This window comes from Saccharibacillus alkalitolerans, assembly GCF_011090185.1.
GTDB lineage: Bacteria > Bacillota > Bacilli > Paenibacillales > Paenibacillaceae > Saccharibacillus > Saccharibacillus alkalitolerans.
In genome coordinates this window covers 158,631-185,590 of record NZ_JAAFGS010000006.1, presented here as the reverse complement: position 1 = coordinate 185,590, position 26,960 = coordinate 158,631, and the positions used below count along the sequence as shown (strand labels likewise).

General features: G+C 54.1%; 22 protein-coding genes and 2 pseudogenes. 12 read left to right on the top strand and 12 right to left on the bottom strand.

Going from position 1 to position 26,960, the window contains the following annotated elements:
* Positions 1-83: 83 nt before the first annotated feature.
* Entirely contained in the window at positions 84-647 is a 564-nt protein-coding gene (locus GYN08_RS17290) for a DUF1697 domain-containing protein (RefSeq protein ID WP_166276738.1), read from the bottom strand.
* 344 nt (positions 648-991) lie between these two features.
* Between GYN08_RS17290 and GYN08_RS17285 the strand changes: the two genes are divergently transcribed.
* On the top strand, positions 992-5,353 hold the full coding sequence (locus GYN08_RS17285; RefSeq protein WP_166276735.1) for a glycosyl hydrolase: 4,362 nt from the start codon (positions 992-994) through the stop codon (positions 5,351-5,353).
* A gap of 114 nt (positions 5,354-5,467) precedes the next feature.
* On the opposite strand, the gene GYN08_RS17280 is transcribed toward GYN08_RS17285, so the two are convergent.
* The gene (locus GYN08_RS17280) at positions 5,468-5,818 is read right to left on the bottom strand and encodes a winged helix-turn-helix transcriptional regulator (protein WP_166276732.1); all 351 of its coding nucleotides are present in this window, start codon (positions 5,816-5,818) and stop codon (positions 5,468-5,470) included.
* Between the two features lie 213 nt (positions 5,819-6,031).
* Here GYN08_RS17280 and GYN08_RS17275 point away from each other — a divergent pair, with 213 nt between their 5' ends.
* Positions 6,032-6,568: an NAD(P)H-dependent oxidoreductase gene (locus GYN08_RS17275; RefSeq protein WP_166276729.1), complete on the top strand. Its 537-nt coding sequence runs from the start codon at positions 6,032-6,034 to the stop codon at positions 6,566-6,568.
* Positions 6,569-6,584: 16 nt separating this feature from the next.
* On the opposite strand, the gene GYN08_RS17270 is transcribed toward GYN08_RS17275, so the two are convergent.
* A complete protein-coding gene (locus GYN08_RS17270) occupies positions 6,585-7,022 on the bottom strand; it encodes a DUF488 domain-containing protein (protein WP_166276726.1) in 438 nt (145 codons plus the stop codon).
* 271 nt (positions 7,023-7,293) lie between these two features.
* On the opposite strand from GYN08_RS17270, the gene GYN08_RS17265 reads away from it, so the two are divergent.
* The 5 genes from GYN08_RS17265 (at position 7,294) to GYN08_RS17240 (ending at position 12,696) form a co-directional block, all read left to right on the top strand.
* Positions 7,294-8,301, top strand: a complete 1,008-nt coding sequence (locus GYN08_RS17265; RefSeq protein ID WP_166276934.1) for an ABC transporter substrate-binding protein — start codon at positions 7,294-7,296, stop codon at positions 8,299-8,301.
* Positions 8,298-10,352 (top strand): iron ABC transporter permease, encoded by a 2,055-nt coding sequence (locus GYN08_RS17260; protein ID WP_166276723.1) that lies wholly within the window; start codon positions 8,298-8,300, stop codon positions 10,350-10,352. The genes GYN08_RS17265 and GYN08_RS17260 overlap by 4 nt, the downstream gene beginning before the upstream one ends.
* Before the next feature lie 441 nt (positions 10,353-10,793).
* Positions 10,794-11,447, top strand: a complete 654-nt coding sequence (locus tag GYN08_RS17250; RefSeq protein ID WP_166276717.1) for a hypothetical protein — start codon at positions 10,794-10,796, stop codon at positions 11,445-11,447.
* Positions 11,448-11,592: 145 nt separating this feature from the next.
* A complete protein-coding gene (locus GYN08_RS17245) occupies positions 11,593-11,991 on the top strand; it encodes a hypothetical protein (RefSeq protein ID WP_166276714.1) in 399 nt (132 codons plus the stop codon).
* A 153-nt stretch (positions 11,992-12,144) separates the two neighbouring features.
* A complete protein-coding gene (locus tag GYN08_RS17240; RefSeq protein ID WP_166276711.1) occupies positions 12,145-12,696 on the top strand; it encodes a hypothetical protein in 552 nt (183 codons plus the stop codon).
* Positions 12,697-12,821: 125 nt separating this feature from the next.
* On the opposite strand, the gene GYN08_RS17235 is transcribed toward GYN08_RS17240, so the two are convergent.
* The 7 genes from GYN08_RS17235 to GYN08_RS23985 all read right to left on the bottom strand — a co-directional run bounded on the left by GYN08_RS17235 (position 12,822) and on the right by GYN08_RS23985 (position 19,211).
* Positions 12,822-13,256 carry an OsmC family protein gene (locus GYN08_RS17235; protein WP_166276708.1) on the bottom strand — a complete coding sequence of 145 codons (435 nt, stop codon included), beginning with the start codon at positions 13,254-13,256 and terminating at the stop codon, positions 12,822-12,824.
* A 22-nt stretch (positions 13,257-13,278) separates the two neighbouring features.
* Positions 13,279-14,025, bottom strand: a complete 747-nt coding sequence (locus GYN08_RS17230) for an amino acid ABC transporter ATP-binding protein (protein ID WP_166276705.1) — start codon at positions 14,023-14,025, stop codon at positions 13,279-13,281.
* A gap of 16 nt (positions 14,026-14,041) precedes the next feature.
* On the bottom strand, positions 14,042-14,686 hold the full coding sequence (locus tag GYN08_RS17225; protein WP_166276702.1) for an amino acid ABC transporter permease: 645 nt from the start codon (positions 14,684-14,686) through the stop codon (positions 14,042-14,044).
* Between the two features lie 42 nt (positions 14,687-14,728).
* Positions 14,729-15,550: a substrate-binding periplasmic protein gene (locus GYN08_RS17220; protein WP_166276700.1), complete on the bottom strand. Its 822-nt coding sequence runs from the start codon at positions 15,548-15,550 to the stop codon at positions 14,729-14,731.
* 20 nt (positions 15,551-15,570) lie between these two features.
* Positions 15,571-16,221 (bottom strand): TetR/AcrR family transcriptional regulator, encoded by a 651-nt coding sequence (locus GYN08_RS17215; protein WP_235946357.1) that lies wholly within the window; start codon positions 16,219-16,221, stop codon positions 15,571-15,573.
* A gap of 316 nt (positions 16,222-16,537) precedes the next feature.
* A complete protein-coding gene (locus tag GYN08_RS17210) occupies positions 16,538-18,556 on the bottom strand; it encodes a hypothetical protein (protein WP_166276697.1) in 2,019 nt (672 codons plus the stop codon).
* A gap of 520 nt (positions 18,557-19,076) precedes the next feature.
* A complete protein-coding gene (locus GYN08_RS23985) occupies positions 19,077-19,211 on the bottom strand; it encodes a hypothetical protein (RefSeq protein ID WP_268952892.1) in 135 nt (44 codons plus the stop codon).
* Between the two features lie 325 nt (positions 19,212-19,536).
* Here GYN08_RS23985 and GYN08_RS17205 point away from each other — a divergent pair.
* A pseudogene (locus tag GYN08_RS17205) lies at positions 19,537-19,743 on the top strand (MATE family efflux transporter); the annotation flags it as partial.
* 501 nt (positions 19,744-20,244) lie between these two features.
* On the opposite strand, the pseudogene GYN08_RS23815 reads toward GYN08_RS17205, so the two are convergent.
* Positions 20,245-20,385 (bottom strand): annotated as a pseudogene (locus GYN08_RS23815) (sulfurtransferase); the annotation flags it as partial.
* Positions 20,386-21,521: 1,136 nt separating this feature from the next.
* On the opposite strand from GYN08_RS23815, the gene GYN08_RS24135 reads away from it, so the two are divergent.
* On the top strand, positions 21,522-21,701 hold the full coding sequence (locus GYN08_RS24135; RefSeq protein ID WP_166276694.1) for a matrixin family metalloprotease: 180 nt from the start codon (positions 21,522-21,524) through the stop codon (positions 21,699-21,701).
* A 14-nt stretch (positions 21,702-21,715) separates the two neighbouring features.
* Positions 21,716-22,327 (top strand): hypothetical protein, encoded by a 612-nt coding sequence (locus tag GYN08_RS17190; protein ID WP_166276691.1) that lies wholly within the window; start codon positions 21,716-21,718, stop codon positions 22,325-22,327.
* A 609-nt stretch (positions 22,328-22,936) separates the two neighbouring features.
* Here the strand turns inward: GYN08_RS17190 and GYN08_RS17185 are convergent.
* On the bottom strand, positions 22,937-23,899 hold the full coding sequence (locus GYN08_RS17185) for a sulfurtransferase (protein WP_166276689.1): 963 nt from the start codon (positions 23,897-23,899) through the stop codon (positions 22,937-22,939).
* A 381-nt stretch (positions 23,900-24,280) separates the two neighbouring features.
* On the opposite strand from GYN08_RS17185, the gene GYN08_RS17180 reads away from it, so the two are divergent.
* Positions 24,281-25,585 (top strand): hemolysin family protein, encoded by a 1,305-nt coding sequence (locus GYN08_RS17180; RefSeq protein WP_166276686.1) that lies wholly within the window; start codon positions 24,281-24,283, stop codon positions 25,583-25,585.
* Positions 25,586-25,692: 107 nt separating this feature from the next.
* Complete coding sequence (locus GYN08_RS17175) at positions 25,693-26,757, top strand: hemolysin family protein (RefSeq protein WP_166276683.1); 1,065 nt, start codon at positions 25,693-25,695, stop codon at positions 26,755-26,757.
* The last annotated feature ends 203 nt before the right edge of the window (positions 26,758-26,960 follow it).

Genomic DNA, 26,960 nt, shown 5'->3' with positions numbered 1-26,960 from the left:
TCCGCCGAATCGGCTGCGAAGCAAAAGCCCGCGATGCTCGTCGCGGGCTTTTGTCGTCCGTAAAGTCCGGCATTCCGCAGCCTTCAAGCCTCGCCGCTCCTGCCGGCCGCCAGCTCCTTCATCATATGCAGAATCTTCCGGGTCGTATTGACGTTGCGGACGGTCATCTGCGCGTACAGCTTCGACCCGACCAGCTTGTTCATGCCGCTGCGCCCCGCGTCCGCCCGGCTCACCGCATAGAGCACCGCGCGCGGCGCCGTCAGCAGAGTGCCGATGCCCGGCGTCAGCGGAAGCAGGCCCGGAACGGACGTTTCGTCCACTTCGTCCCACAAAAAGAACACGTCGCTCTTCATCTCTTCTCCGTTGCTCCAATGATCCGGCAGCACGGCGGCGATGGCCTCCATCTCCTCTAAGCCCCGAACCAGCACCCGAATGCGCAGCCCGAACTCCGTCTCGATCGCTTCTTCCAGAATCGCGGGCAGTTCCGACCGTGTCCGTTCCTCGTTTACGAATACGATATTGCCTGAGTTGATGTACGTTTTGACGCTCTTCATCCCGGACGACTCGAAAGCCGTCTTGAGCGTCTTCATGTCGATTTTGTTGCTGCCTCCCACGTTGACTCCCCGCAGCAGTGCGACATAGATCATGGCATTCTCTCCTTTAACGTTCGATCGATTCTGTCCCTTTTTAAATTCGGCGGCTGCTCCGCGAATCTCCGACTGTCCGATTTCTCTTCTCCACTTTACCAACTTTTTATGGTCCCGATTTGTTTTTCCTGGTCCCTTTTTTTGCTTTATAGTTCTCATTATATTTTTGTTATTATTTTGTTATTTCATTTATGGATAAAACAAAGGGAATATTCACTGACTTAATAAGATAATTAGCTAGGATATAAAAGTAATCATAAAAATGTTATTGTTTTATACAAAATTAAATGCTAATATTTTCGAGAAATATTATTTGAAAACCCTTACAAATAGGAGGATGACATTTGAACGTTTTCAAAAGATCGTTTGTACTGGCACTGGCGGCGGTCACTCTGCTTGTTACGGCGATGCCGGCTTTCGCGGCGCCGCGGACTCCGGACGTCGGGAAATCGCATTGGGCCGGCGAAAGCATCGACAGGTGGAAAGAGAGCGGAATCGTTCAAGGATACGGAAACGGAAATTTCGGTCCGGACCGACAGATTACGCGCGCCGAAATGGCGAGTATGATTAACCGATTGTTCGGGTTCGCGGAATCTTCGCCCAACCCGTTCTCCGACGTGCCGGAAGGAGCCTGGTACGCCCGGGATTTATCCGCGGCCAGACAGGCCGGGTATTATCAAGGTTTTCCGGGCAACAAAGCGAAAGCGGATACATCCATGAACCGGCAGGATGCCGCCGTTCTGCTCGCTTCCGTCTTTTCGTTGAGTCCGGCCGAAAACGGTACGGTCTCCTTCGCCGACGAGAGCGAGATTTCCGCTTATGCGTCTCGATCGGTGCAGGCCATGAACGGCCTGCTGAACGGTTATCCCGACGGTTCTTTCCGGCCTAAAGCCCCGATCACCCGAGCCGAGACCGTGACCCTTTTCGATCGGCTGGTCAGCCGCTATTACGCGGAAGCCGGCACCGTGACCGGCGGCGCGATCGCGGGGAACGCGCTGGTCAACCGCAGCGGCGTCGTTCTCAAAGATGCGCGGATCGCGGGCAATCTCTACTTGACGCCGGGAATCGGAAACGGCGACGCCGAACTGGACAACGTCATCGTCGACGGAACGGTGTACGTGGCGGGCGGCGGCGAGCAATCGATTCATTTTAAAAATTCCAAGCTGCGCCATGTCATCGTCAATCGCCCCGGCGGGTCCGTTCGGGTCTCGGCGGAAGGCTCCTCCACGATCGAACGGCTATCCGTCGAAACGCCTTCGCAGATCGAAGTGCAGTCCGGCGCGGCCGTCGGTACGGCCGTCATCGGCGGCGGGGCCGTCGGAACGGCGATCACGCTTAAAGGAACGATAGACCGGCTGGAAGTCCGGGCCGCGTCGGTTACCCGAAACGGACAGCCGGTGCCGGAAGGCGTCTTCCAGACAGGAAACGAAACTCCGGCTCCGTCCGTCGTCCCCCCTGTCGTTCCTCCCGTTACCCCTGTTCCTTCCGCGCCAGCAAACGGAGGAAATCCAAATGCGGGCGGCGGCGATACAGGCGGGGGCGCAGGGGGCGGCGGTACGGGAGGAGGCGGTACGGATAACGTCCCGGTCGTACAGCTCGCCGATCCCGAAGCTACGCCGGCCACCCGTTCCTTATTCGCTTATCTGAGCGAAAAAAGCGGAAAACAGATTATGTTCGGCCATCAGCACGATACGACGGTCTCCATTGCCGGCAAAGACGCGTCCGGCAATGTCGTTTCGGACGTGTACCGTTCGACCGGCGACTACCCGGCCGTATTCGGCTGGGACACGCTGTCTCTGGACGGGTACGAAGCGCCTCCCGGCGTGAGCGGCGATTACGAAGCAAGTCGCCTGGGATTGAGCGCGGCGATGAAGCAGGCTCACGAACTGGGCGGAATCGTCACGCTGAGTACCCACCCGTACAATTTCGCCACCGGAGGAAGCTTCAACGATACCGGCAATACCAAAGGCGCGACTTCTTCCGTCGCCGTCCGCATTCTGCCCGGCGGAGACAAGAACGGCGAATTTAACGCCTATCTCGATCGCATCGCGAATTTCGCCAACCATCTTAAGGACGATGCCGGCACACCGATTCCGGTGCTGTTCCGTCCGTTCCACGAGCAGAACGGCGGCTGGTTCTGGTGGGGAGCGGCCACGACGACCCGAAGCGAATACGTCGAGCTGTACCGGTACACGGTCGAATACTTGAGAGACGTTAAAGGCGTGCATAACTTCCTGTACGTATTTTCGCCGAACGGCGCTTTCAACGGAAACGAAAGCGAATATTTGAGAACCTATCCGGGCGATCCGTATGTCGACATTCTCGGCATGGACCAATACGACAACAAGGATAACGCCGGCTCCGAAGCGTTCCTGAAAGGCCTGGTCGCCGATCTGAACATGATTTCGAAATTGGCTCAGGCCAAAGGAAAAATCGTGACCCTTTCCGAATACGGATACAGCGCCGCGGGCATGAAAACGACCGGCAACAACGAGAAGCAGTGGTTCACCAAAGTGCTGAACGCGATCAAAGCCGATCCGGACGCTTCCAAGATCTCGTATATGCTGACCTGGGCGAACTTCGGCGAAGGCAATAACCTGTACGTGCCTTACAAGAACGTTCCGGGCAAAGGCGACCACGAGCTGCTGAACGACTTCATCGATTTTTATCGCGACCCGTATACGGCGTTTGCCGGCGAGATCCAGACGGACAACAAATACGGACAGCAGGTCCGCACCGCTCCTCAAGCGCCGCTGCTGCATATCGTGACTCCGAACGACGTGGGAACCGTAAGCGAAGCGGCGCCGGTTATCCGCGCGAAAGCCGCAAACTTCGCGCCGAGCCGGGTCGTCTATATCGCGGGCGATTCGGACGCGGAAGTTCCGATGACGCTGAGCCCGGACGGTTACTATTCCGCCACCTGGATTCCGGAAGCGGCCTTGAACGGAACCTCGGTTCCGATCACCGTCAAAGCTTACGGAGCCGGTAACGAACCGCTTACGCAAAGTCTTTCGGTCTTCGTAAAAATCGGAGAACTGCCGCTGAAAAAGATTTCGTTCGACGCGGAAACGGACTTGAATTCGATCCGAAACAGCGGAACATGGTCGGGCGCGGCCGGCGACGGCAGTACGATCCGCACCGAGTTGGGCTATGCCGCACCCGGCGGAGACGGAAAACTGGCGATTCGCGTCCTTGAAGGCCTGACGGCGGCAGACACCTGGCAGGAATTGAAGCTTAAGCTGACGCCGGAAGCATTGGCCGGCATCGACCTGTCCCAAGTCGGCCGGGTCAAATTCAGCGCCTGGATTCCCGAAACGGCGCAGAACGAGAACGGAAATGCCGCCGTGCGGGGCATCGTGCAGCTTCCCGAAGATTGGGACACCAAATACGGCATGGATTCCAGCTACCGGGCCTTGTCCGACCTGCCGATCGTCACATTGGACGGCATCCGGTATTATCGATTCGACGCTTCCATCGAACTGAACGATGCCGAAAAATCGGCGGCCGCTTCCGGATTGGCCTTCTCCCTCGTAGGCAGCGGTCTTGCTCAATCGGGTGAACTGCCGATCTATGTGGACGATATCGGTCTATACGGCACGTATGCCGAACCGACGGCGGACGCGGCGCGGGTCGACGACTTCGAATCCTACGGTTCCAGCGACGAAGCGCTCGCCGCCAAATATCCGAAAGCGGGCGGCGACGATATCCGCGTCTCATTGAGCGCGGATCGCAAAGCTTCAGGAAACTACGGCATGAAACTGGACTACTCGTTGAACAGCGCGGGCTATGCCGGCGTAGGCAAAAGCCTCGGCACTCTCGACTGGTCCGAGTACAATGCCGTCAGCATGTGGATCGCATCAGACGGTGAAGAAGCTTACGCCGAAACGGGGCAGCCGCTGAAGCTGGTGGTTCAGCTGATTATCGACGGCGGCTACTTCGAAGCCTATCCGACGATCGTTCCCGGACAGAACGGACAAGTCGTCATCGGTTTGAAAGATCTGACCGAAATGAGCTGGGGCAAAGCAGGTGCATTGACCCCGGAACGACTGCAGCAGGTTCAGAGCTTTAACCTTTATGTGAATGGCATGGACGGCGCTTCACATACCGGAACGCTTTACTTCGACGATATTCGGGCCGTTTACGACCCTTCGCTGCCGGATATGTCAAATGAAACCGGCGGGCCGCCGGAACCCCATGCTCCAGGCGTTCTGCATGCGTTCGCTTCGACTGAAGACATCTCCGGCTGGATGACGGCAAACGGAGATAGCGCCCAGGCTCAAGCCCCGACTTTCGACGAAGCGGAACAAGCGCTGAGCGCGGCTTTCAGCCTGGCCAACACCGGTCAAAATGCGGACGGCAGCTTCAAAGAATCGTTCGAATTGGCCGTGAATCCCGAACGGATGAACGTCAAAGGCTCGGACACGCTGACCGCCGACGTTAAATTGTCCGACGGCAGCGCCAAAGCCAGACTGTTCATCAAGACCGGCGACAGCTGGGCCTGGTCCGACAGCGGCACCCCGGAAGTCGTCGATTCGGAAGGCTATACCCGGCTCATGCTTCATCTGCCGACTGCCGCAGCTTCGGCGGGCGTCGACCTTGCGAACGTCAAGACGATCGGAATCAAAATCGAAGACATGAACGGCACGGGCACCTCCCGGCTGCTGCTCCGAACGATCGAACTGCACGCGGCCGAACCTTCCGCCTGAAGCTTATCGACGGCTTGTGTACGATTCGGCTCCGAAACGGATCCGTTCGGCTGCCGAAGCCGCCAAAAAGCCTGCACTTCGTGCAGGCTTTTTGCTGCGGTTATTTTTACATGCCTAATCGGCTTCCGCCAGCTCGATCTCTTCCCCGCGCCGCTGCCGCATGCGGATATTGTCGGTGCCCCACTGACACATCACTTCGACGATTCGGTTGGCGGTCACGCCGTATTCCGTCAGGCGGTATTCGACCCGGGGCGGCATCTGCTCGTATACTTTGCGCTCGACCAGACCGTCGCGTTTCAATTCGCGCAGCTGCTGGATCAATACCTTTTCCGAGATCCCCGAAATGCCGCGCCGCAGTTCGCCCGTCCGCTTCACGCCGGTCATCAGCAGGCAGATAATCAGCGCCTTCCATTTGCCTCCGATGATTTCGAGCGTGGCTTCGATGCCCATGTTATACTGCTTCATCGTCGTTCTCATCTCCGTTTGTTTTCGCTGAACGTTCCTTAAAAGTCCATTATCCCACCGTTTATGGCCGGGGTCCAGTACGCACTTCAAGGTAAGCTCCTTACTTCATTGTATGTATTTTCTTGCGACCGAATCGGGTGCATAATAAGCCGCATAGCGATCGACAAACAGGCTTTCCGTCCCGACGCGAAGCCCGAAAAAGGAGAAATCGACATGAACCGTACTCTCGTTATTTTGGCCCACCCCAATCTGGAAACTTCCCGCGTCAACCGGCGCTGGCGGGAAGAGCTTCTGCGGCATCCCGAACAAATCGAACTGCACGACTTATATGCCCGGTACCCTGACGGACGGATCGACGTGCGGCGGGAACAGGAGCAGCTGGAGCGTTACGACCGCGTGATTTTGCAGTTCCCCCTGTACTGGTACAGCTACCCGCCTCTTTTGAAAAAGTGGTTCGACGACGTATTCGCCTACGGCTGGGCTTACGGCTCGACCGGCGGCAAACTCAAAGGCAAAGTGCTGGGCACCGCGATTTCGATCGGGGACAAGCGGCTGAATTATTTGCCCGAGGGCGGCGTTGCGTATACCGTCGACGAAATTCTGGCCCCGTTCAAAGCCAGCCTCCGCCACGTCGGCGCGATCGAGCTGCCTTATTTCGCGCTGTTCGGCGCTTCGTTCCAGGCGAGCGACGAAGAAGTGGAACAAAGCGCGAAAGCTTATGTCCGGCATGTGCTCGGCGAAGCCTTGTAATCCGGTTACCGCGGCATCAGAACAAATCGATCTGCTCCACCGTCACCGGATTCAATTCTTCGGCGCGTACGCCGTATTCCGCGAAAAATTCGCCGACCAGTCTGCGGTGGCAGTAGCGATGATCTTTGCAGAAGCAGATCAGCACGACGTCCCGCCCCCGCAGCAGCCTTTTATACACGTCCCGCAAAGCGGTCAGCTTCTCTTCGCTCTCCAAATCCCTCCGGAACCTGCGCTCGTACTCGGGCCACCAGCTTTTGTCCGGCCGATCTTTCCATTCGTCCAAATACATATGGAACAGCTCGGGCGAAGGAGACAGCGCGCGCACGGGTTCGACGTTCGAAATCTCTGCCCCCGCCCGCGTAACGAGCAGCCGGTCGGCCTGCGTTTTCAACCTTTTCAGTCCCGGCAGATTGGACGTATACAGCCTGCCGGACGGTTCGCGCGAAGCGTTCAATGTCCTTCCTCCTTTCTTCTTATCGAACAAGCGCTAACGCCCAAAGCGGCCATGACGCCTTTATTTTCTTACCCGGAAACTTTTTCTTCGCTAACCCGCTCGCTTCGGCGCAAACTCCCCACTCTTCCTGTCCGATCGATCCATTTTCTTTTTAACGGCTCCTCTTCCCGCGATGCATTGACAAAAACTTCAACCTCATGCATAATCACTTATTGATAACGATTATCATTATCTTTTTTTACATTACATATTATAGGGGAGAATACCATTGATTAAAAAAGGTTGGAAACACATGCTGCTCTTGTCCGCTTTCACGATGACGCTCGCGGGGTGCGGTTCGTCCGCAGGTTCGTCTTCCTCTGCCACCGCGCCTTCGACTCAACCCAAAGCGGAAGCGGAAACCCAAGCGGCAGGCCCGGTTACGGTCAATCACGACGGCGAAGACGTGACGCTCGACAAGCCGGCCGAACGCGTCGTGTCGCTCGAATGGACGTATACGGAAGATCTGGTCGCGCTCGGCGTGCAGCCGGTCGGCAACGCCGACAATGTGCAGTACAAGCAGTACATCACTTCCGAAGCGGCGCTGGATGACGGCGTAACCGATGTAGGCACGCGCGGCGAGCCGAACCTGGAAACGATCGCTTCTTTGAAGCCCGATCTGATCATCGCCAACGCGACCGAAGACGGCAAACTCTACAAGCAGCTGCAAAATATCGCGCCGACGATCCAATTCGACCTTTATAACGGCGACGGCTATACTTACGAACGCATGGAAGAAACGTTCAATCGGATCGCGGGCGCCGTAGGCAAAGAAGACGAAGCGAAGAAAGTGCTGTCCGATCTGGACCAGCATTACGCCGACGCCAAAAAGAAGCTGGAAGACGCGGGCAAAGCCGATTTCCATTACGCGCTGACCCAAGCCTTCACTTCGCAAAACGCGGCGACGCTGCGGATGTTCTCGGACAATTCCGTGGTCGCCGGCACGCTCGCCAAAGTCGGCATGATCAACGACTGGCAGCCGGAGAAAATAGAGTCTTACGGGTTCTCGACGGTAGGCATCGAAGCGCTGCAAGAGGTGCAGGACACCAACTTCCTCTACATCACGCAGCCGGACGACGATATTTTCGGAACGGCCATGGCGGACAACAAAGTATGGAACGGTCTGAATTTTGTTAAAGAAAAACGCGTCTTCCCGCTCGACAGCACGCTCTGGACATTCGGCGGTCCGGTATCTTCGAAAGTTCTGGTTGACGGCGTTGTCGGGGCTATCATTCAATGAATACGGCACGGCTCCGGCTTGCCCGTTCGGTTTATAATTGGCGTACATTAAGCATTTATGGGGGCGGCCTGGCCGCTCTCATCGTGCTTTTTTTTGTAAGTTTGTGCTACGGTGAAGCCGACATTCCGCTGCACACGGTGATCGAAGCCCTCAAGTCCAGGCAGGATACGCTGGAACACAATATGATCTGGGATCTGCGCATGCCGCGCACCATGATCGGCCTGTTCGCGGGAGGCGCGCTGGCCGTCGCCGGCGCGCTGCTGCAAACGATTACCCGCAACCCGCTGGCCGCCTCCGATACGCTCGGCATCAATGCCGGTGCTTATTTTGTCGTCGTGCTGGGTTCGGTGCTGTTTCCTGGCATTCTCGCCAAGTCTCCGTTCCTGTTCGCGGCGATCGGCGGCCTGTTCGCGGCAGCGGCCGCTTATTTCATGGGCGGCGGACGCCGTTCCAACCCGGTTCGCCTCGCGCTGTCCGGCCTGATTATCTCGATGGTGCTCGGTTCGTTTACGAGTGCTCTGCATATCTTTTTCTCCATGAAGACCCAGACGCTGTTTCTATGGGGCGCCGGCTCGCTGGTGCAGAACGACTGGAGCGGCGTACAGTACGCCTGGCCCTGGGTCGCGGGCTTGATGCTGGGCGCGCTGCTGCTGTCCCGGCAGTGGGATATGCTGGAACTTGACGAGTCCACCGCGTCTTCGCTCGGTCAGCGCGTAGGCGGCGCCCGGGCCGCCGGTCTGCTGATCTCGGTGCTGCTGGCGGCGATTATCGTCAGCGTGGTCGGTCCGATCGGCTTCGTCGGTCTGGTCGCTCCCCATCTCGTTCGGCTCAGCGGCCTGCGCAAGAACGGCTGGCTGCTTCCGGCCGCCTTTATCTGGGGCGCCGCGCTGCTGATCGGCGCGGACGTGCTGGCCAAGATGGTCCATAATTCCAGCATGCAGCTGCCGACCGGTGCCGTCATGGCGATCATCGGCGCTCCGTGGCTGATCTGGCTCGTGCTTACCCGAATGAAAATGAGCGGCGCGGGCGCCTCTTCCTCCATGAGCACGGGCGCGCGGACACAGCGCTGGCCTTACCGCCGTCTGGCGGTTCTGTTCAGCGTGCTGACCGTCCTGCTTCTGCTGCTGAGCACGATGTTCGGCGGCCTGCGCATTCCGCTGCCGGACCTGCTGCCCAGCTTGTTTACGCCGGACGGCGCCTACTCGGCGATGATCGAACTGCGCATTCCTCGCACGCTTGTCGCGGCCGGCGCCGGCATGGCGATGGCGATCAGCGGAGTGCTGATCCAGATGGCGGTACGCAATCCGCTGGCCGACGCGTCGATCGTCGGCGTGTCTTCGGGCGCGGGATTCGGCGCCATGCTGGTGCTGATCGCCTGGCCGGGGCAGCCGGTCTATATGCTGCCGCTTGCCGCGATCGTAGGCGCCGGGCTGGCCGCCGTGATCGTCTTCTCCCTGGCCTGGCGCAAAGGACTGAATCCGTCCGTCGTGATCCTGCTCGGCATCGCCGTATCCGCAGCGGCAGGCGCGGGCATTCAGGTCCTGATCGTTCGCGGCGCGATCTACGGCAGCAGCGGTTATATCTGGCTGACGGGCAGCACTTACGCCCGCAGCTGGGACGATGTGAAGATCATCGCCGTGTTCCTGCTCCTGCTGCTGCCGCTGGCCTGGCGGCTGGCCCGGCGTTTCGAACTGCTCGTGTTCGACGACCAGAGCGCGTCGGGGCTCGGCCTGTCGGTACGCCGTACCCGGCTGCTGGCGATGACGGCCGGCGTCCTGCTGGCAGCCGGAGCGGTCGCCTGCGTCGGCACGGTCGGCTTCATCGGCTTGATCGCGCCGCATATGGTCCGCATTCTGACCGGTCCGCATCTGCGCCGCTCGATGTTCCTGTCGGGGCTGGCCGGCGCCGTCATGCTCGTTCTGGCCGATACGATCGGCCGAACGGTCATGGCCCCGACCGAGATTCCGTCGGGCCTGCTGATCGCGCTGATCGGCACGCCGTATTTCCTGTATCTCATGTACCGATCCAACTGGCGGGGGCCGGCGAAGTAGAGCTCAGCCGATGAATAACAGGAAAAAGCCTGCGAAAACCGCAGGCTTTTTCCTGTTTGCTAACTCCGCATCGGACAGTGCTCTTAGGCGATTAGGCCGTCTTAAGCGATTTTTCCGTATCCTCATTGTCGGAATCGCCCACAAGCTCGCTCAATCCGACGATCAGACTTTCGAGTTCGCGGAAGCTTGCCACCATCTGTTCGGTCAAATTGCGCTGCTCTTCCATCGCCATTTTGCATGCTTATATTTAGGATTTATGACTGTTCAAAAAGATATAACGCGGGCCGCTTTCTCCTAAATGACACCGAATTTTTCCAAAATCTTGAGCCTTGGGCCTTGCTTCCTCAGTTCTATTGCTCTCGCTTATTCCTCCTTCTATAATAAAAGGAATTATATTGAATAGACATTTGTTATATTAATCAATCTTAATTTTAAAAGGAGATGAAAAATATTCCTATTGTCGACTTTTTTCTTCGAGCTGGAATTTGTGGAACTTTAATTTTCAGTTTATTGACTTTCACTCAATTTTTAGGCAGAAATGCTTTTGCGGCCAAAATCAATTTTAAATATGCCCTTATATCAATTATCTTAACCTTTTCCTCAGGAATGATTATCATGTTTTCTTCAGCATTCTCTTGGTCATTCGATGTTGATTCTTTCTTATTGAGTTTATTCCTTCCTGTTTTACTCGCTATCGTAATTAATAGCAAGCGAGGCGCCGCGGACCCGTTGAATCCAAAAGTTCTGAAACCCATATTCGCCGAATGGAAAAAGCCCGACCCAACAAAACATCCTTGTGAACTCCGAAGAGATCGGACAGAGTCTTTTATCAACGCCGGCATTTATGTATTGATTCTGTTTTTCCTAAGCAGAACGGACTTTGTCGGTCATGACGCGTTAATGTGGGGTCTTGCCATGATCGGCATTGTTCATCTTTTATTTTACGGAAAATATGGTGCGGATTGCCCTTACTGTGACTATTCTTTGCAAAATGTACCTATTCATATCTCGGCTTTCAATTGCCCGGTATGCCGTCAGCGTATTATTCAAAACGGAAATAGACTCGATAGGCCAAGAGGCAGACGAGCAGGCTAACGAATAGCTTGGAGTAATCGTGGCTTTCATGGATGTGAACCTTTTAGAGTATGGATAAGCTTTTAACCCCTTTGCTCCAGGAAATACTCCGTTTCGCGGCTGACTTCCTCTTCAAGCCATCCGCGGAATTCGGGGCTCCGTCAATTTGAAAAAAAGGCAGGCGAACGGCATGAAGCGCGTGATGAAACTGCGTGATGCCGCATCGGCGCACGGCATAGGCTTCGAGTTCTATCCGGCGCGCGGCGGCGATCCTGTACCCGGGTTCCAGTCTGTTTTCCTGTATGAGACCGACGCCGAATTCGTGATCTCCCGTATCCGGAGCCGTTATCCGCTCGTCGATCCCGAAAACGGCGAATCGGTCGAAGCGTTCGATCCCTGCTGGGACAACCCTGTTCCGGCAAAAATCTGGGAGGAGATCGTCCGCGAACTGGAGGCGCTGCGGCCGGTCGATCCGGCCGAGGCGGCTTTCGTACGCGAGTTCGCGCGTTGGGCGCGCGAAGCGCTGGAAGCGGGAGAATACGTGACGATAGTCGGCAACTTATAACGTTCGCTCCCTGCGAAAAAGCGCCGGCTTAGACTTTTCCATTCTGAAAAAACTTGTTTACAGCTTGGATACAATTCGGCTCTAAAATCGATACATTCCTTGGTTAAGATAAGACCGTAGAAGAAAACCAGACACGAAGGAGATGGATGAATCATGCGTTACCCGCAATGGATCGCGGCTTCTCTCGCCGCAGGCGTACTTTTGACAGGAACAGGATTGGGATCGGCACAAGCGGCTCCGGCGGCAGGCGGCGCCGTCAGCTCCGCAGCGGCTCCCGCTGCCGCCAAAGCTTCCCAAAAAGCGAACTTCACGGTAAGCGACGTTCCGTATACAGCCGCTCAGTATAAACAAATCGTAAAAGCTTTCGCCGCGTTCGACGATTTCGAAACGCCTTACGTACCGAGCCGCATGATCACGGGCGACGCCTTTAAAAAGGTGGCCGCCGGCAGCGACAGCGTGACCTTTTCTTTCAAATACATGAAAGTTTCCGTGTCTCCGCGCGACGATTCCTACAGCTACAAAGGTACGATCGTCACCCTGCCCAACTCGAACAACGTCAAAGGAAAATGGTACAAAGTCGGCAAAACCGACATGCTGACGTTCCCGCTGGAAGACCGGTTCGTTACGATTTACGCGCCTTACCATTCGCTCAGCAAAACGAAGCTGGAGCATGTGGCGGTGGACGTGACGCGGTATCAGCCTTAACGTCTAACCGCATCGCGAAACGGAATCGGGTGATCGCAGCGCCGGGTTGCCGCCCATGCCCGCCGCAAAATAAAAATGCCGTCAGCGTTATTGAACGCCGACGCATTTTTTATTAAGCAGGCTCCTCAGACGGACTTTTCCGGTTTCTGCACTTCTACCCCGTTAAGGATCAAACGCAGGTTAATATCCGCTTTGAGCGAGTCGGAGACCGCGCAGTATTTCTCTTCGGCCATCAGCAGCGCTTTCCAGATCCGGTAGTCGGGAACAGTTCCGTCGATATGGAAAAAGAGATCGATCGACGTAAAGCCCGACGGATTGGTTTCTTTCCGCGTTCCGTCCGCTTCGATCTCGATGCGCGTAATGTCGGACAAAAACCGATCCAAAATCATGGTGATATCGATCCCCATGCAGCCCCCGAGTCCGGCCAGCAGCAGTTCCATCGGAGTCATGCCTTCGCCGCTGCCGCCGTATTTCGGCGTGGCGTCCATGCCTACGGAATAACCGGACGGCCCGGTCGAATCGAACTTGCGGTTGCCTCTCCAGATTGTCGATACTTTCATGATTTAACCTTCTTCCTTAATCTTAAATTTCATTGATCTGCCGCAAAAACTTCCGTGTCCGTTCCTGCTGCGGATCTTCGAAAAAGCGCTGCGGAGCCGCTTCCTCGACGATGTTCCCTTCCGCCATCAGCACGACTTTGGTGGCCACTTCGCGGGCGAACTTCATTTCGTGCGACACGACCAGCATCGTCATGCCTTCTTGAGCCAGCTCCCGCATGACGCTCAGCACTTCGCCGACCAGCTCGGGATCCAAAGCGGAAGTCGGTTCGTCGAACAGCATGACGGCCGGTTCCATCGCCAGCGAACGGGCGATCGCGACCCGCTGCTGCTGTCCGCCCGAAAGGCGGGACGGATAGTAGTCTTCCCGGTCCGCAAGCCCGACGCGGCCCAGAAGCTTGCGGCCGATCGCTACGGCCTGCTCTTTGGGCAGCTTTTTCACCGTAATCAAACCTTCGGTCACGTTGCCGAGCGCGGTCATGTGCGGATACAGATTGAACTGCTGAAACACCATGCCGCTCTGTCTCCGAATCTCCCGCGTGGCCAGCTGACGCGCACGCTTGGAAGCCGCCGCGTCCACCCGAATGCCGTTGACTTCGAAGCTGCCGCCCGAGATGTCTTCCAGGCCGTTCAGACAGCGCAGAAGCGTGCTTTTGCCCGAACCGCTCGGCCCCAGCACGACCACGATATCCTGCGCGGCGACCTGAAGATTGATATTTTTCAGCACCTCAAGATCCTGAAAATGTTTGGATAAACCTGTCGTCGTGATCATCGCGTCATCTCCATGTTCAGTAAGCTTTGGCCAACCTGCGTTCGAAGCGTTCCAAGATGAAAGACAGCCCGGTGCTCATGACCCAATACATCACGCCGATCGCCAGATAAAAAGGCATATATTGATAATATTGAGCAATCAGCAGCTGCGCTTGACGAAGCAGTTCGCTGACCGTAATGACCGAAACGAGCGACGTTTCTTTGAGCATGCCGATAAAGGTATTGCCCATAGGCGGTATCGCGATGCGCATCGCTTGAGGCAGCACGACCCGGCGCATCGCCTGCCAGGGCGTCATGCCGGTCGAGTAAGCGGCTTCCAGCTGCCCTTTGGGAACCGAGAGAATCGCTCCGCGAAACGTCTCGGACAAATACGCGCCGGCATTTACGCTGAGCGCGATATAGGCCGCGGTCAGAGAACCCAGCGTAATCCCGTAATCCACGACCCCGTAATAAATAATGACGATCTGTACCAGAAGCGGCGTACCCCGGATGATGGAGACATAGGCGCGGGCCAACCACCGAATCGGCCGATTCCCTTTGAGGCGGGCGATCGCCACGACCAATCCGATCATCAGACCGAAGAACATGGACACGACCGTCAGCAATAACGTAAACCCTGCGCCCTTCAGCAAGAAGGGCAGATTGTCGAACACGAGCTGCATGGATTCTACCGCCTTTCTGCCGGAGGGCGAATGTTCCGGTTTTTAGTTGGCCGGCGCTTCGCCGAACCATTTTTCGAAAATCGTATCGTAGGTGCCGTCCGCCTTCATATCCGCCAAAGCTTTGTTCATGGCCTCCTGCAGCTGCGCATTGTCTTTGCGAAGAGCGATGCCGGCTTCGTCCGATTTGATCGGCTCGCCTACGGCTTTGATCTTGAACCCGTTCTCGTCCACGATCGGCTTCAGGGCATACAGATTGTTGATCGTGGCGTCGATGCGGCCCGCGTCCAGGTCTTTCAGCGACGTAATGACGTCATCGTACGTTTTGATGTCGAAATCGCCGACTTTCGGCAGAGCTTCGGTGCGCAGATACGTTTCGTCGTTGGTGCCGAGTCCGACTCCGACTTTTTTTCCTTTGAAATCTTCCAGCTTGGTGATATCGCTGTTGCTCTCGTTCACGATGATTTTGACCTGGTTCTTGATGTAAGGATCGGTAAAATCGATCTGCTTTTTGCGTTCGTCCGTGATCGTCACCTGACTGACCACGACATCGAACTTTTTGGCCTGCAGGCTCGGGATCAGTCCGGAAAATTCCTGGGTCGTGAATTCCGCCTTGACTCCGATTCGCTTGGCGATTTCTTTGGCGATGTCCGGATCGAAACCGTCGACTTCTTTTTGCTCGTTCAAAAAGGTGTACGGCGGATAAGTCCCCATCGTGCCGACCTTGATCACGCCGGCTTTTTTGATCTGCTCCAATTCGTTCCCGGATGCCGCTCCCGAGTTCGAGCTGCCTCCGCACGCGCTCAGAACCAGGCTGAACGTTGTCAATGCCGCGAGAGTCATTCCTGCCATTTTACGTTTAATCATCTTTTTCTCCCCTTATCCGCTTATCTAGGCTTTCCCATTAATCCGTAAAACTCGAAATTCGCCAACTCGCTCGCCAACTGCCCGGCAGTAGACTCCGCGATCTTGGCATACATGTCGTCCGAGCCGAACAGCCAGCGCGAGAGCAGGCCTTCGCACATGCTCATCAGCAGAGCGGCGCGAAGCTCGACGTCGATGCCTTCCGGCAGCATATGCAGCTCTTTCGCCCTTTGAATATTGCGCCTGAAGCCCTGCTCCATCGCGTTTCGGGCGGCGGAAATGCTCTGCCTGATCGTCTGATCGGCTCCATTGCCCATCAGCAGAATTTCCATCAGATGACGATTATCCGCAGCGAAAGCGAACAATCGGAGAAACAAAGCTTCCGAAGCCCGCACCATATCCTCGATCTCTCCGGGATCTTGGCGATAACCCTGGTCGATCACCTGCAGCAGCCGCTCCTTGCCCTGCTCGATAATCTCCAGCCCGATCGCTTCCTTGCTTTTGAAATGCCAATAGAATGTGCCTTGAGCGACGCCCGCTTCGGATACGATGTCAGATATTTTCGTTTGATGATAGCCGAGCTTGGCAAACTTCTCCAAAGCAATCTCCGTCAATTGAGCTTTTCGATCGATCAGTTCTTTGCGCGATTCTTCCTTGGATTCATCGTTAGGCAATCTGCATCCCCTCCCCGATTGACGAGTCAGTCAGTTTATTTTTAAATCCTATTGGATAACTCAGGTATTGTCAAGCGGATTTCTGAGCGCGTTCTAAACTCCCCTATTTTATCTGCTGCTCCTATTCAAAGTAAGGCCTTGTGTGAAATATTTCAGCTGTCGATATCGGTCGAAGGCAATGAGAAAGTATGGGATCTCGGGTACCGGGAAATGCAGTACTTTTGGGAGTGAGACTTGCGCGTTTATGATAAGGCAGACAAGCAGCAAGCCCGATTCCTTATATAGGAACGGGCTTGGGCTTAAGATCCTTTAATCGTTAATTCATCACATAATATGCGCTGGCTACATTATTATTGCTGCTTTCAACTACGAATATTTTTCCTTCTATTTCGTACCAGCGGACCATTTTCCCTCCGGTTTGGGTTGCCTTGGGCGTTCCGTAAACCGTAATCACCTGCGTAAATTTATCGATATCGAAAATGATGTTGCGCAAGGTCCGCCCGCCTGCAGTGTGGATAGCCGCCAGATTTACAAGCGCTCCGTCTTTAAAAATCAGTTTTGTCGAATTCCGGAACTGATAGGTGCTGGCTTCGGACAAAGACTTTGCTGCCGGCTTCCCGTTTTGCATCACATAGTAATTGTTATCCACTCTTAGCGGGGAGTTTTCAATGGCTTCGTACAGATCGGGCCGCGCCATGACATCCGCTTCCTTCAGGTCTTTCGAGAAAACACTCAGACTTTGAGACTCATATCCTTTCCCCAAGATCGGATGTACAAAGCCCCCGGCCATACCCAGCTTGGCGTTCAGCGTTTCCAGCGGAACGAAAGTTTGTCCAGCCCAACGCAGTGCCGTTTTGTCGGTCTTGGAGACGGTCATAGTGTAGGCGCCCCGGGTAATCGTCAATCCGCTTGCATTACGGGTTACTGTGGCATCCGCCGCTTTTGCAAAATCGTTCACCTCTACATACCAGCGGTTATCCATCGTCAGAAAAGGGCCCTGGCCTGCAAACTTCACCGGGTTACCGTTTACGTACATCTGCGGCGGAACCTGCATGGAGATCAGCTTTGACTGGTCACCGATATATTTGCCCGTCCCTTTTTGGATCAGTTGGGAATTTTCCATGTTACGAGTTATGATTCCGGTTGGCAGATGAATGTAATAATCCTTTTTTTCGAACCGGAACAAAGCGATCGCATCGCCGACTTCTTCAAAAAAACCGCCTCCGATATCCGGAAACTCCGATACGACTTTCGCCGTCGCGGTATCTATGATACGGATCGTTTTTTCTTTGGCGGTTTGCTGATGAATAAGCATGAAGCGTTTGCCCTTGGTAAAACGCATCGTACTGGAAGCTTCCGCTCGCGATAAGGGTTTGACTGCCGCATTTGCAGAAGTTCGATAACCGACCATGCGGTTTTCGTTCTTCGGATTTTTATACAAGATATAGGTGATGGCATCTATTTTTTCTTGAGCCAAAATGTTTTTCGGCAGCTCTTTGTAACTCTCTTGTTTCGTTCGGGTTCCATCAGCGTGTAACACCATCGTTTCCGTGAGGAAATATTCACCTTTGTAACCGTTATAATTCTCAATTTGAGCAAGAACTTTCGGGTCACTGGATATTTTTTTGTAATCGGTATAAATCAACGTTTTGCCATCATCGCTTTCTCTCGGATAATTGGTTGTTCGCGCCAGCAGTTTGTTGCTGATCAACGAGTACACCCGAACCTGACGCTTATTATAATCCGTTTCTGCGCTGCCGTCTTGAATGGCGTATCCTCCGAAATCAAAATACAAATCCAGCTGAGCTGGGTCGCCCCAATGTTTTTGTGCATGATGTATCACGCTAAGACGATTCTTTTCGATATCGTATCCATATAAGACGTAATTGTTTATTGCTTCTTTATCGATTTTCGGATTCACTTTTTTGTCCACCGTTGAATCGCAATAAACCGTAAACGCTCTCGGGCCTGTCTCCGTCTCCAGCACATGCGTACCGACGCCCCATCCGCAGCGAGGGAAAAACCGCTTTTTCAGCGACGGGTCATCTTTTATATTTTCGCTATCCGAAGATTGAGCTTCTTTCGATACAGGCCAAGCCTGCTCCGGGAATTCATGCTGCTTCGTCTCCACACGACCGTCATCAAAATAAATCTTGGTTACGTGAACTTGGGGAATCACTCTGGCCGCCTTTTCCTCATACTTGAACTCAAATTTCACGTCCGACTGATAACGCTCCTGCGCTGCCTCTGCCTGTTCCCCCAAATTTGGCAGCATACAACCCAACAAAATGATAATAGCCGTTAAGATAAACTTGGCTGCAAAACGTATTCTCATTTCCCCCACTCCCTTTTTCCTTTTAAATGATTTATTGGTTGCTTGCTTTATTATTATAAAAAATTACCTCTTTAGAGTAAAGCTCCAACAGATATCGCCGCCAAGGTGAACTCGATCCTGGTGCTGTACCGAAGCGAACGATTTTTGTGAATCCGGATACCATTTTGCTGCCTTGCTGTACATAAAATATTGGATACGTATCTTGAGCCTTTCTTTCTCAGTTCTATCGCCCTTGTTAATCCCTCATCTCTTGTTATTCATTCGGTTTATAACGTCATCGCGTTAATAGGGTATATCAGAAGTAGCTTTTAAAAAGAAGAAGATCCTAGAAAACCGGCTGAGCCGCTCCGGCAAACAGCTAACCCCAAACAAAAAGAAACCCTGCCTTCCGTTTTGGAAGACTGGGCTTCTCGACAATCTTGGCCTGCATCAACCGCAGGCTGGTTTTTCTATTACAATCCATCTTACACGTCTAACCCTCTTCCCTGCCGAAGCCTGCCGCTCATTTTCAGAGACGCTTTCACCGCATCTTCCCCTGTGTTCGCTTTCTATAGTCTTCCGCGCCGCCTGTTCCCCGCTCAAAGTATCTCAGCCCGATCAGCAGCATCTCGCAGATCATTTTCCACAAAATCACGATCAGAGCGGCCCCACCCATGATAGCTCCAAAATTCAGCCGGGTCTTTCATTTACCGCATAAAAATTGTCTGGTTGAAGAGACATAACTCGAACCGGGTACATGAAAGCAAATATCTCCCCAAATTGATAAGAGACGTATAGAATCGGCAGCATGCCTGCGTTGAACAAGATACGAATCAGCTCCAAAGGCGACTTGTGTCCAAATTTAAAAACTTGTTATCCATTTTTCACGTTCCTTTCCAGCGATTTTTGACGTATGACGCCGCCGTAGCAGCTTCTCTTCATGTTGAACGCATACAACCGACTCCATGTCTTTTGGAACACAAAAAATTGTTCCAAAAGTCGGACAAGGAACCGCCGCATTGGTCATGGCTGTTATTCAGGGCATCACGCTGATTCCGGTACTTTTTATCGCGAATTCCATGTACGGCTTCCACGGTGTGGTCTGGTCGCTTGTAGTCGCGGACGCTGTCGCTTTTGTTTTAGGCGGGATCATGCTGTGGGCGCTGCGCAGCAAGCTGCAGCCGGATCTGGAGAGTCTGGTACATTGACAACAGCAGGGCGTAGAACGTAGCTCTTTGTAACGCAAAAAAGCAGCCCTGTAGATTACGGAGGCTGCTTCAGTCTGTCGATCTAGTAGGCGCAGCTCGACGTTTCTAACGAACCCTGGTAACGCTATTTACCTTCCGCCTCGCTTTTTTCTATCCTAACGAATCGTCATCACGCTATTTGATCCAAATTGACCTTAAATCAACCCGATCACGCCTAATAAGGATATGACGATTCGTTAAATTGTTAAAGAGGCCGAATATCAGCAAATAGTGATATGAGGATTCGTTACAGTTAAATAGGGTGCGGAACTCACGGAGAAGCTCGGGGAATACATTGGATAACGACTTCAGCCTTTCGGGCCGCCAGCCAAAATCCGAATAACCAAAAGAAACCAGCCCTCTATATGGAGAGCCGGATTTCTCGGCACACTGACAGCCCACATTCACCGTGGGCTGTTTCCTTTTTAATCTGCAAATATCGGTACACTCGTTTCTTAATCGTCAAATCTCTTCCCCCGTCCCGATCGGATTATCCTCATACGAGATCCAATCGCTCCAGCTCCCGGCATACAGCCGTACGCTTGTGAACCCGGCCTGTTCCAGCGCCAGCACGTTCGGGCAGGCGCTTACGCCGGAGCCGCAGGGACAGGCAGAGACCCATCTTGAGGCCTATCAATAGGCCGAACTTGTGGTTCAAGAAGCATACCGCGACGTCTTCACCGGCTTAGGGGAAGGCGGAATCGTAGCGCTGACAGCGCGCTATACCATCGTGAACAATGCTCTACTCCTTTGGATCTGACAAGCATGAGCGCCAAAATCCAGGTCCCCGATGGGGAGTTAACGAGACGCCGGATCTATCTCCGGTCGCTGCTGCAACTCTGAAGCCACGAAGCGCCGAGGAACGGCTCACCGTATTCCTCTTTCTCCAATAGCTGGTCCAGGGCGAAGAGAACTCCAAGCTTGTCTTTGAAGGGCTGGAGACCGAAGGCGGTACGAATACCATTGACAGCGGCACGCCAACCTTTGAATTGGAAGCCCCTTACTGATCTTATCTCTCGTTTATCGTCGGCTTCAAATGATGTCCCGCCTGATCGGCAGGCGTTCTTTCAGGCGGGACTCGCTTCTTTTTCTCCTGTCGACGACATTACAGTCCCTAAGGTTAAAGCGTCAGCCGCAATGATCTGGATGCAGTCATCGAGAACGCCATGCTTGCCGTCGCGGCCAATCCATAATGATCTCGTCACCACCCAAAGAAAAGCTCGCGAAATTGCGGGTTTTTTTGTTGCAGGATCGGTTGTTCAACTTCTGTTTATAACGCATTTTTACATAACTAACACATAAAAAATCAAACTTTTTTTATATTTGTATCGTTAATTATTATATACCTATATTTTCTAATGAGGAAATTGAATGAAGCATTCAAAATTCAAATTAATGTTAAGGCGGGGAATTATTTCAGCAATGATCGTTTCAGCGATACTTACAGGAGCATCCAATAGTTTTGCTTACAAGTATTACTACTCTGGAAATACCGCTTTGAAAATGATCAATGGAATTCTGCTACTAAAGCAAACTTCGGTACTTCTAACCCTGGATTAAGGTCTGAAATCATTGCTTACGGAAGCAACTATGGCAACAATCAGCTAAATGGCTGGGCAACCATGTATAAATCTTCAACTGACACATCTCCAATGAACCCTGAACGTCAAGCGCCTACTACACAGTGAGCTTATGCAAAAGTATACGGAAATGCTTATCATTTTTATGATAAAGATCCAATGTCCTATGAAGAACGTCGAAGAGTTTATGTACACGAAATCGGTCATGCTCTGGGGTTAGACCATCCAGGCGCTTCGACTGTCTCAGTAATGAGAGAAGAAGTTCAGGTTAGAGGAGGAAATTGGAATATGCCTCAGCAAGGCGACATCAATGGTGTGAATAATCTTTATACCTATTAAGAGGGGTGAAAACGATGAAAAAAATATTAGCATTAGCCAGCATTACGCTGTTAACCTTTTCGGTATTGGGATGTTCTAAGCAGAGTCCATCAACCCGCGATTCTGCAAATGAAACGGTTAATGGATCGCCCATGGACTACGCTGCACAAGCAGCGCCTAATTATGCAACGATGGACTTGGCCGAACACTTTTCCACTCTAGATGCGTTAACGCATGACTCCCAACTCATCGCAGAGGTCGAACTGGACGGACAAACGGAGAAGATCGCTTATGAGGGAGCTGATTTTCTGCTATCTTCCGCACTCGTTACAGAAGTCATTAGCGGAGACGCCGCTTACCTCGATCAAAACATCAAAATCCTGGACGTTGAATCTTATAACATTCAATTGACCAAAGAGAGCAACCGCTTTATTTTATTTATGGATAAATATGAAGGGCCGGTCGCTTCCGAAGAAGCATTTGTCACAAAAGGCGTGTATCAGGGCAGATATAACATCAACGCAAATAACCAAGTCGATTACAACGCTGGCGAATACCAGGGGATCACGACATTCCAAGATGACATACAGAAGATGAATGTGAATAGTTTTAAAGAACTGATTAAATCTTCGCTCAAGAGCAGCTAAGAGTTCATTGTTTCCACAGCAAAAAGCCCGCAAAAAATGCGGGCCTTTTCCTTTTCCATGCTATGTTGTCGAAACACGGCAAATCAAAAATCAAGACTCTTTGTGTATCGACCACATCAGCATGGCCAGCGTAGATCGCTTATAGACCGGTCCGGGATTTTAGGCAAAATAAGAATAAAGAAGAGGTTCCAGGCCGCCTTCTTGTTCACGAACCAACTGTCCGAATCACGGTTCGTTCTGCGAGACGACTCCCAATTGCTCGGACAAAAAAGCGGCGAGCGAATCTGTCGTCGAGATAAATTGATTGATCACGCAGTAATGTTTCGAAGCGGCACTCATATTGAGCAGGCCATCTTTCGAGGGGACAGTCGGGCACATCGAAGCAAAAGTCAAATCGAAACGGGACTGCCATCCCGCTTCGGCATTTTGACGAGCCAGTTCCAGCATGTTGGCGGAAATGTCTGTCAGTGTTTTTGATATGTTTCATAATCAACTTTCCTTCATAATAGTCGAGTTGTTATCGATTCCGGTTTGATCCTTTATACAAACCCATCTGGTTCAAGCGCAAAAAGCCCACGCAGCACGCGGGCTTTCCTACTCTAACCAACCTTAAACCTCTTCCCCCGTCGCCACCGGATTATCCTCGTACGAGATCCAATCGCTCCAGCTCCCGGCATACAGCCGCACGCTTGTGAACCCGGCCTGTTCCAGCGCCAGCACGTTCGGGCAGGCGCTTACGCCGGAGCCGCAGTAGACGACGATTTCCGCTTCCTTATCGATGCCTTCGAAGTGCTTCTCCAGCTCCTCGGTGGTCTTGTACGAGCCGTCTTCGCGCAGCAGGTCTTTCCAGAAGAAGTTGACCGCTCCCGGAATATGCCCGCCGACCGGGTCCATCGTCTCGTTCTCGCCCAGGTAACGGTCGTGCGAACGCGAATCGATCAGCACCGGGGTGAAAAAGACTTTCGGGTTCACGGCCGGCGGCACTTCGATGTCCTGGATCGGCTTGTCGACTTCCAGCTCGCCGCGCTCCGCGGCCATTTCTTCCTCGACGCCGACGACGATCTGTTCCGCCTTGATCGTTCCGACGATCCGCTGCACTTCGTTCACGTCCGTCAGCAGATGATGCTGGACGTTCGGCACAAAAGTCGAAGGCACGCGTACCGCCTGCTTATCGTCGACCGGGAATCCCGCTTCTTTCCAGGCCGTGAATCCTTTGTCCAGCACCGTCACGTTCTCATGGCCGAGCCAGCGCAGCAGCCACCACAGCCGGGCCGCGTTCATGCCGCCCTCGTCGTCATAGGCCACGACACGGGTATCGCCGCCGATGCCCAGCTTCGCCAGTCGCCCGGCCAGCTCTTCCGGCTCCGGCAGAGGATGACGTCCCCCGTGGTCAGAAGCCGGCGCGGACAAATCTTTCTCCAGGTCCAGATAGACGGCCCCCGGGATATGTTCCTTGGTATAGGCTTCGCGCCCCGCTTCCGGCTGCCCCAGCGTGAACCGGCAGTCCACGATCGTCTGCTCCGGCTCGTATAGGCGGGCCAGCAGCCATTTTTGCGATACGATATTTTGCATGGTCGTCTCTCCTCTCGGCGTTCGTCCTGCACGATATACACCCGAATCCGCACGGACGAAACTTTTTAACAGAATATCACCTTCCTCCCGCGAAAGCCAACGGAGCCCCTTTTCGAACCTGCTGCTGGAATTTTGTCGTTTTATTGAACCGTAACGCGATGCTGCACGGTTACGAAAGGTTATGGTATAGTAAGAAGTAATACATTGAGGAGGGAGGCAGCAGACTTGGGAAGGCGCTTAACCATACGTTTTATCGTAAACCGTCGTTGATCACCGTTTCTTTGACCTGTCTCTTTCACACGAAATATGCAACCGAGAGGCGAAATTTTGCGTAAACGCTAAAACATCACTGGAGGTGAATCCCTCGTACGAGGGAACTTATTGGACCTAATGACAATCGTCAATTTATTGATTTTGGCCGTGCTGCTCGCGCTCACCGCATTCTTCGTCGCATCGGAGTTCGCGGTCGTTAAGGTACGCGCGTCCCGTCTCGACCAGCTGATCACGGAAGGCAACAAGAAGGCGGTCGTGGCGAAAAAAGTCGCGGGCGACCTGGACTACTATCTGTCCGCCTGCCAGCTCGGCATCACCGTGACGGCGCTCGGTCTGGGCGCGATCGGCAAGCCGGCCGTCGAACTGCTGCTGTACCCGGTGTTCGATTGGCTCAACGTCTCGGATGCGGCCTCTTCCGTCGCTTCGTACGCCATCGCCTTCTTCCTGGTGACGTTCCTGCACGTGGTCGTCGGCGAGATGGCTCCGAAAACGCTGGCGATCCAGTTCGCGGAAAAACTGACGCTGCTGCTGGCTTCTCCGCTGTACTGGTTCGGTCGCATCATGTACCCGTTCATCTGGGCGCTCAACGGCGCCGCGCGCGTCCTGCTTCGGGCGTTCGGGGTGAAGCCCGCCGGTCACGAGGAGGTCTACTCCGAGGACGAGCTGAAGATCATCATGACGCAGAGCTACGAGGGCGGCGAAATCAATGAAACGAAGCTGTCTTATATGGAAAACGTCTTCTCCTTCGACGAGCGCGTGGCGCGCGACATCATGGTGCCGCGCACGCAGCTGGTCACGCTCGACAAGGATATGGATTACGCGGAATTGATTGCCGTACTCGACGAGAACAATTACACCCGCTATCCGGTTACGGAAGAAAACAACAAAGACCGCATCATCGGGGTCGTCAACGCCAAAAAAATGCTTCCGCATGTCATCGCCGGACGAGCGCGCAGGCTGGAGGAATTCATCCGCCGCATTCCGATCGTTTCGGAAGCGACGCCGATCCAGGAAGCGATGCTCAAAATGCAGCAGGAGCGGATGCATATCGCCCTCGTCGTCGACGAATACGGCGGGACCGCCGGAATCGTGACGATGGAAGACGTGATGGAAGAACTGGTCGGCGAGATTCGCGACGAATTCGACGCGGACGAGATCGCCGAGATCCGCCAGACGGGCGAGCGCGAATACGTCATCAGCGGGCGGGTGCTGCTCGACGAGCTGGAGAAGCGCTTCGGCGTCAAGTTCGACGAGCGCAGCGACACCGACACGATCGGAGGATGGCTCCAGCACCGTCAGGGCACCGCGGTCGGCGAGGGAGCGAAGCTGGTCGAGAACGGACACGTCTGGACGATCACGGAAAAAGACGATCTGCAGATCAAGCGCGTGCGGCTGAATTACACCGAACAGTAAAGCCGGTTCGGTTCCGCGCTCCGCGGTTTTCGTAAGGGAACGTTGAACAGCAATCAAACCAAATATCTGAATATCCTGGAGGTGAATCCCTCTCGCGAGGGAATTTATTGGACGGAACAATTGCGTTAAACCTGTTTCTGGTCGCCGTGTTTATCGGTCTTACGGCCTTTTTCGTCGGCGCGGAATTCGCAATATTGAAAGTGCGCATGTCGAGGCTCGACCAGCTGATCGCCGACGGCAACAAGAAAGCGGTCATGGCGAAAAAAGTCGCCCAGGACCTGGACTATTATCTGTCCGCCTGTCAGTTGGGCATCACGATTACCGCGCTCGTGCTCGGCGCGCTCGGCGAACCGACGGTCGAGAAAATGCTCCATCCGGTCTTCGAACGTTTCGACGTGCCGGACACGATCGCGACCGTGCTGTCGTACGGCATCGCGCTGGCTCTCGTGACTTTCCTGCACGTCGTCATCGGCGAACTGGCTCCCAAGACGCTGGCGATCCAGTTCGCGGAAAAAATGACGCTGCTGCTCGCTCCGTCGCTGTATCGTTTCGGCCGCATGACGGCTCCTTTCATCCGCCTGCTCAACGGTTCCGCTTCCGCCCTGCTTCGCCTGTTCGGCGTCAAGCCGGCCGGACACGAATCGGTGCACTCGGAAGAAGAGCTCAAATGGTTGGTCGAGCAGAGCTACGAGAGCGGAGAGATCAACAAGACCGAGCAGGCCTACCTGCAAAACATTTTCGCTTTCGACAACCGTCAGCTCCGCGAGATCATGATCCCGGCGGACAAGATCGTCAAGATCGCGAAAGAAGTGCCGCAGGACGAACTGGTCGCAAAACTGAGCGAGCATGAGTACACCCGCTATCCGGTCACGAACGGAGACCCGGATTCGTTCATCGGCTTCGTGCACAGCAAAGAGGTGCTGACCGCCATCGCGGCGGGACGGGACGGCCGCATCGAAGGCTTCATCCACAAGCTTCCTCGCTTTACGGAGACCGCCACGCTGCGCGAAGTCATGCTCGCCATGCAGCAAAGACGCGTGCATATGGCTTCCGTCTCGGACGCGTCCGGACGAACTATCGGACTGGTCACGATGGAAGACATTCTCGAAGAGATCGTCGGCGACATTCGCGACGAGGCGGACGGCGTGAGGCTGCCGCTGGCTCCGCTGTAAAAAACGAACGGACAACCGCATGCCGGCTTATCCGTTTCCCCAAGCAATCCCCGGTCCGCCGTCATTCGGCGGGCCGGGGATTTTTGCCGCGCGGCTTCCGCGCGCGAACGCCGTTTGTTTTGCCGATTCGGACGTTTTCCCGCAATTCCTGTTCCCGCCCGCCGTTAATGTGGGTAATAGAGTTATTGAGGTTCATTATAGGC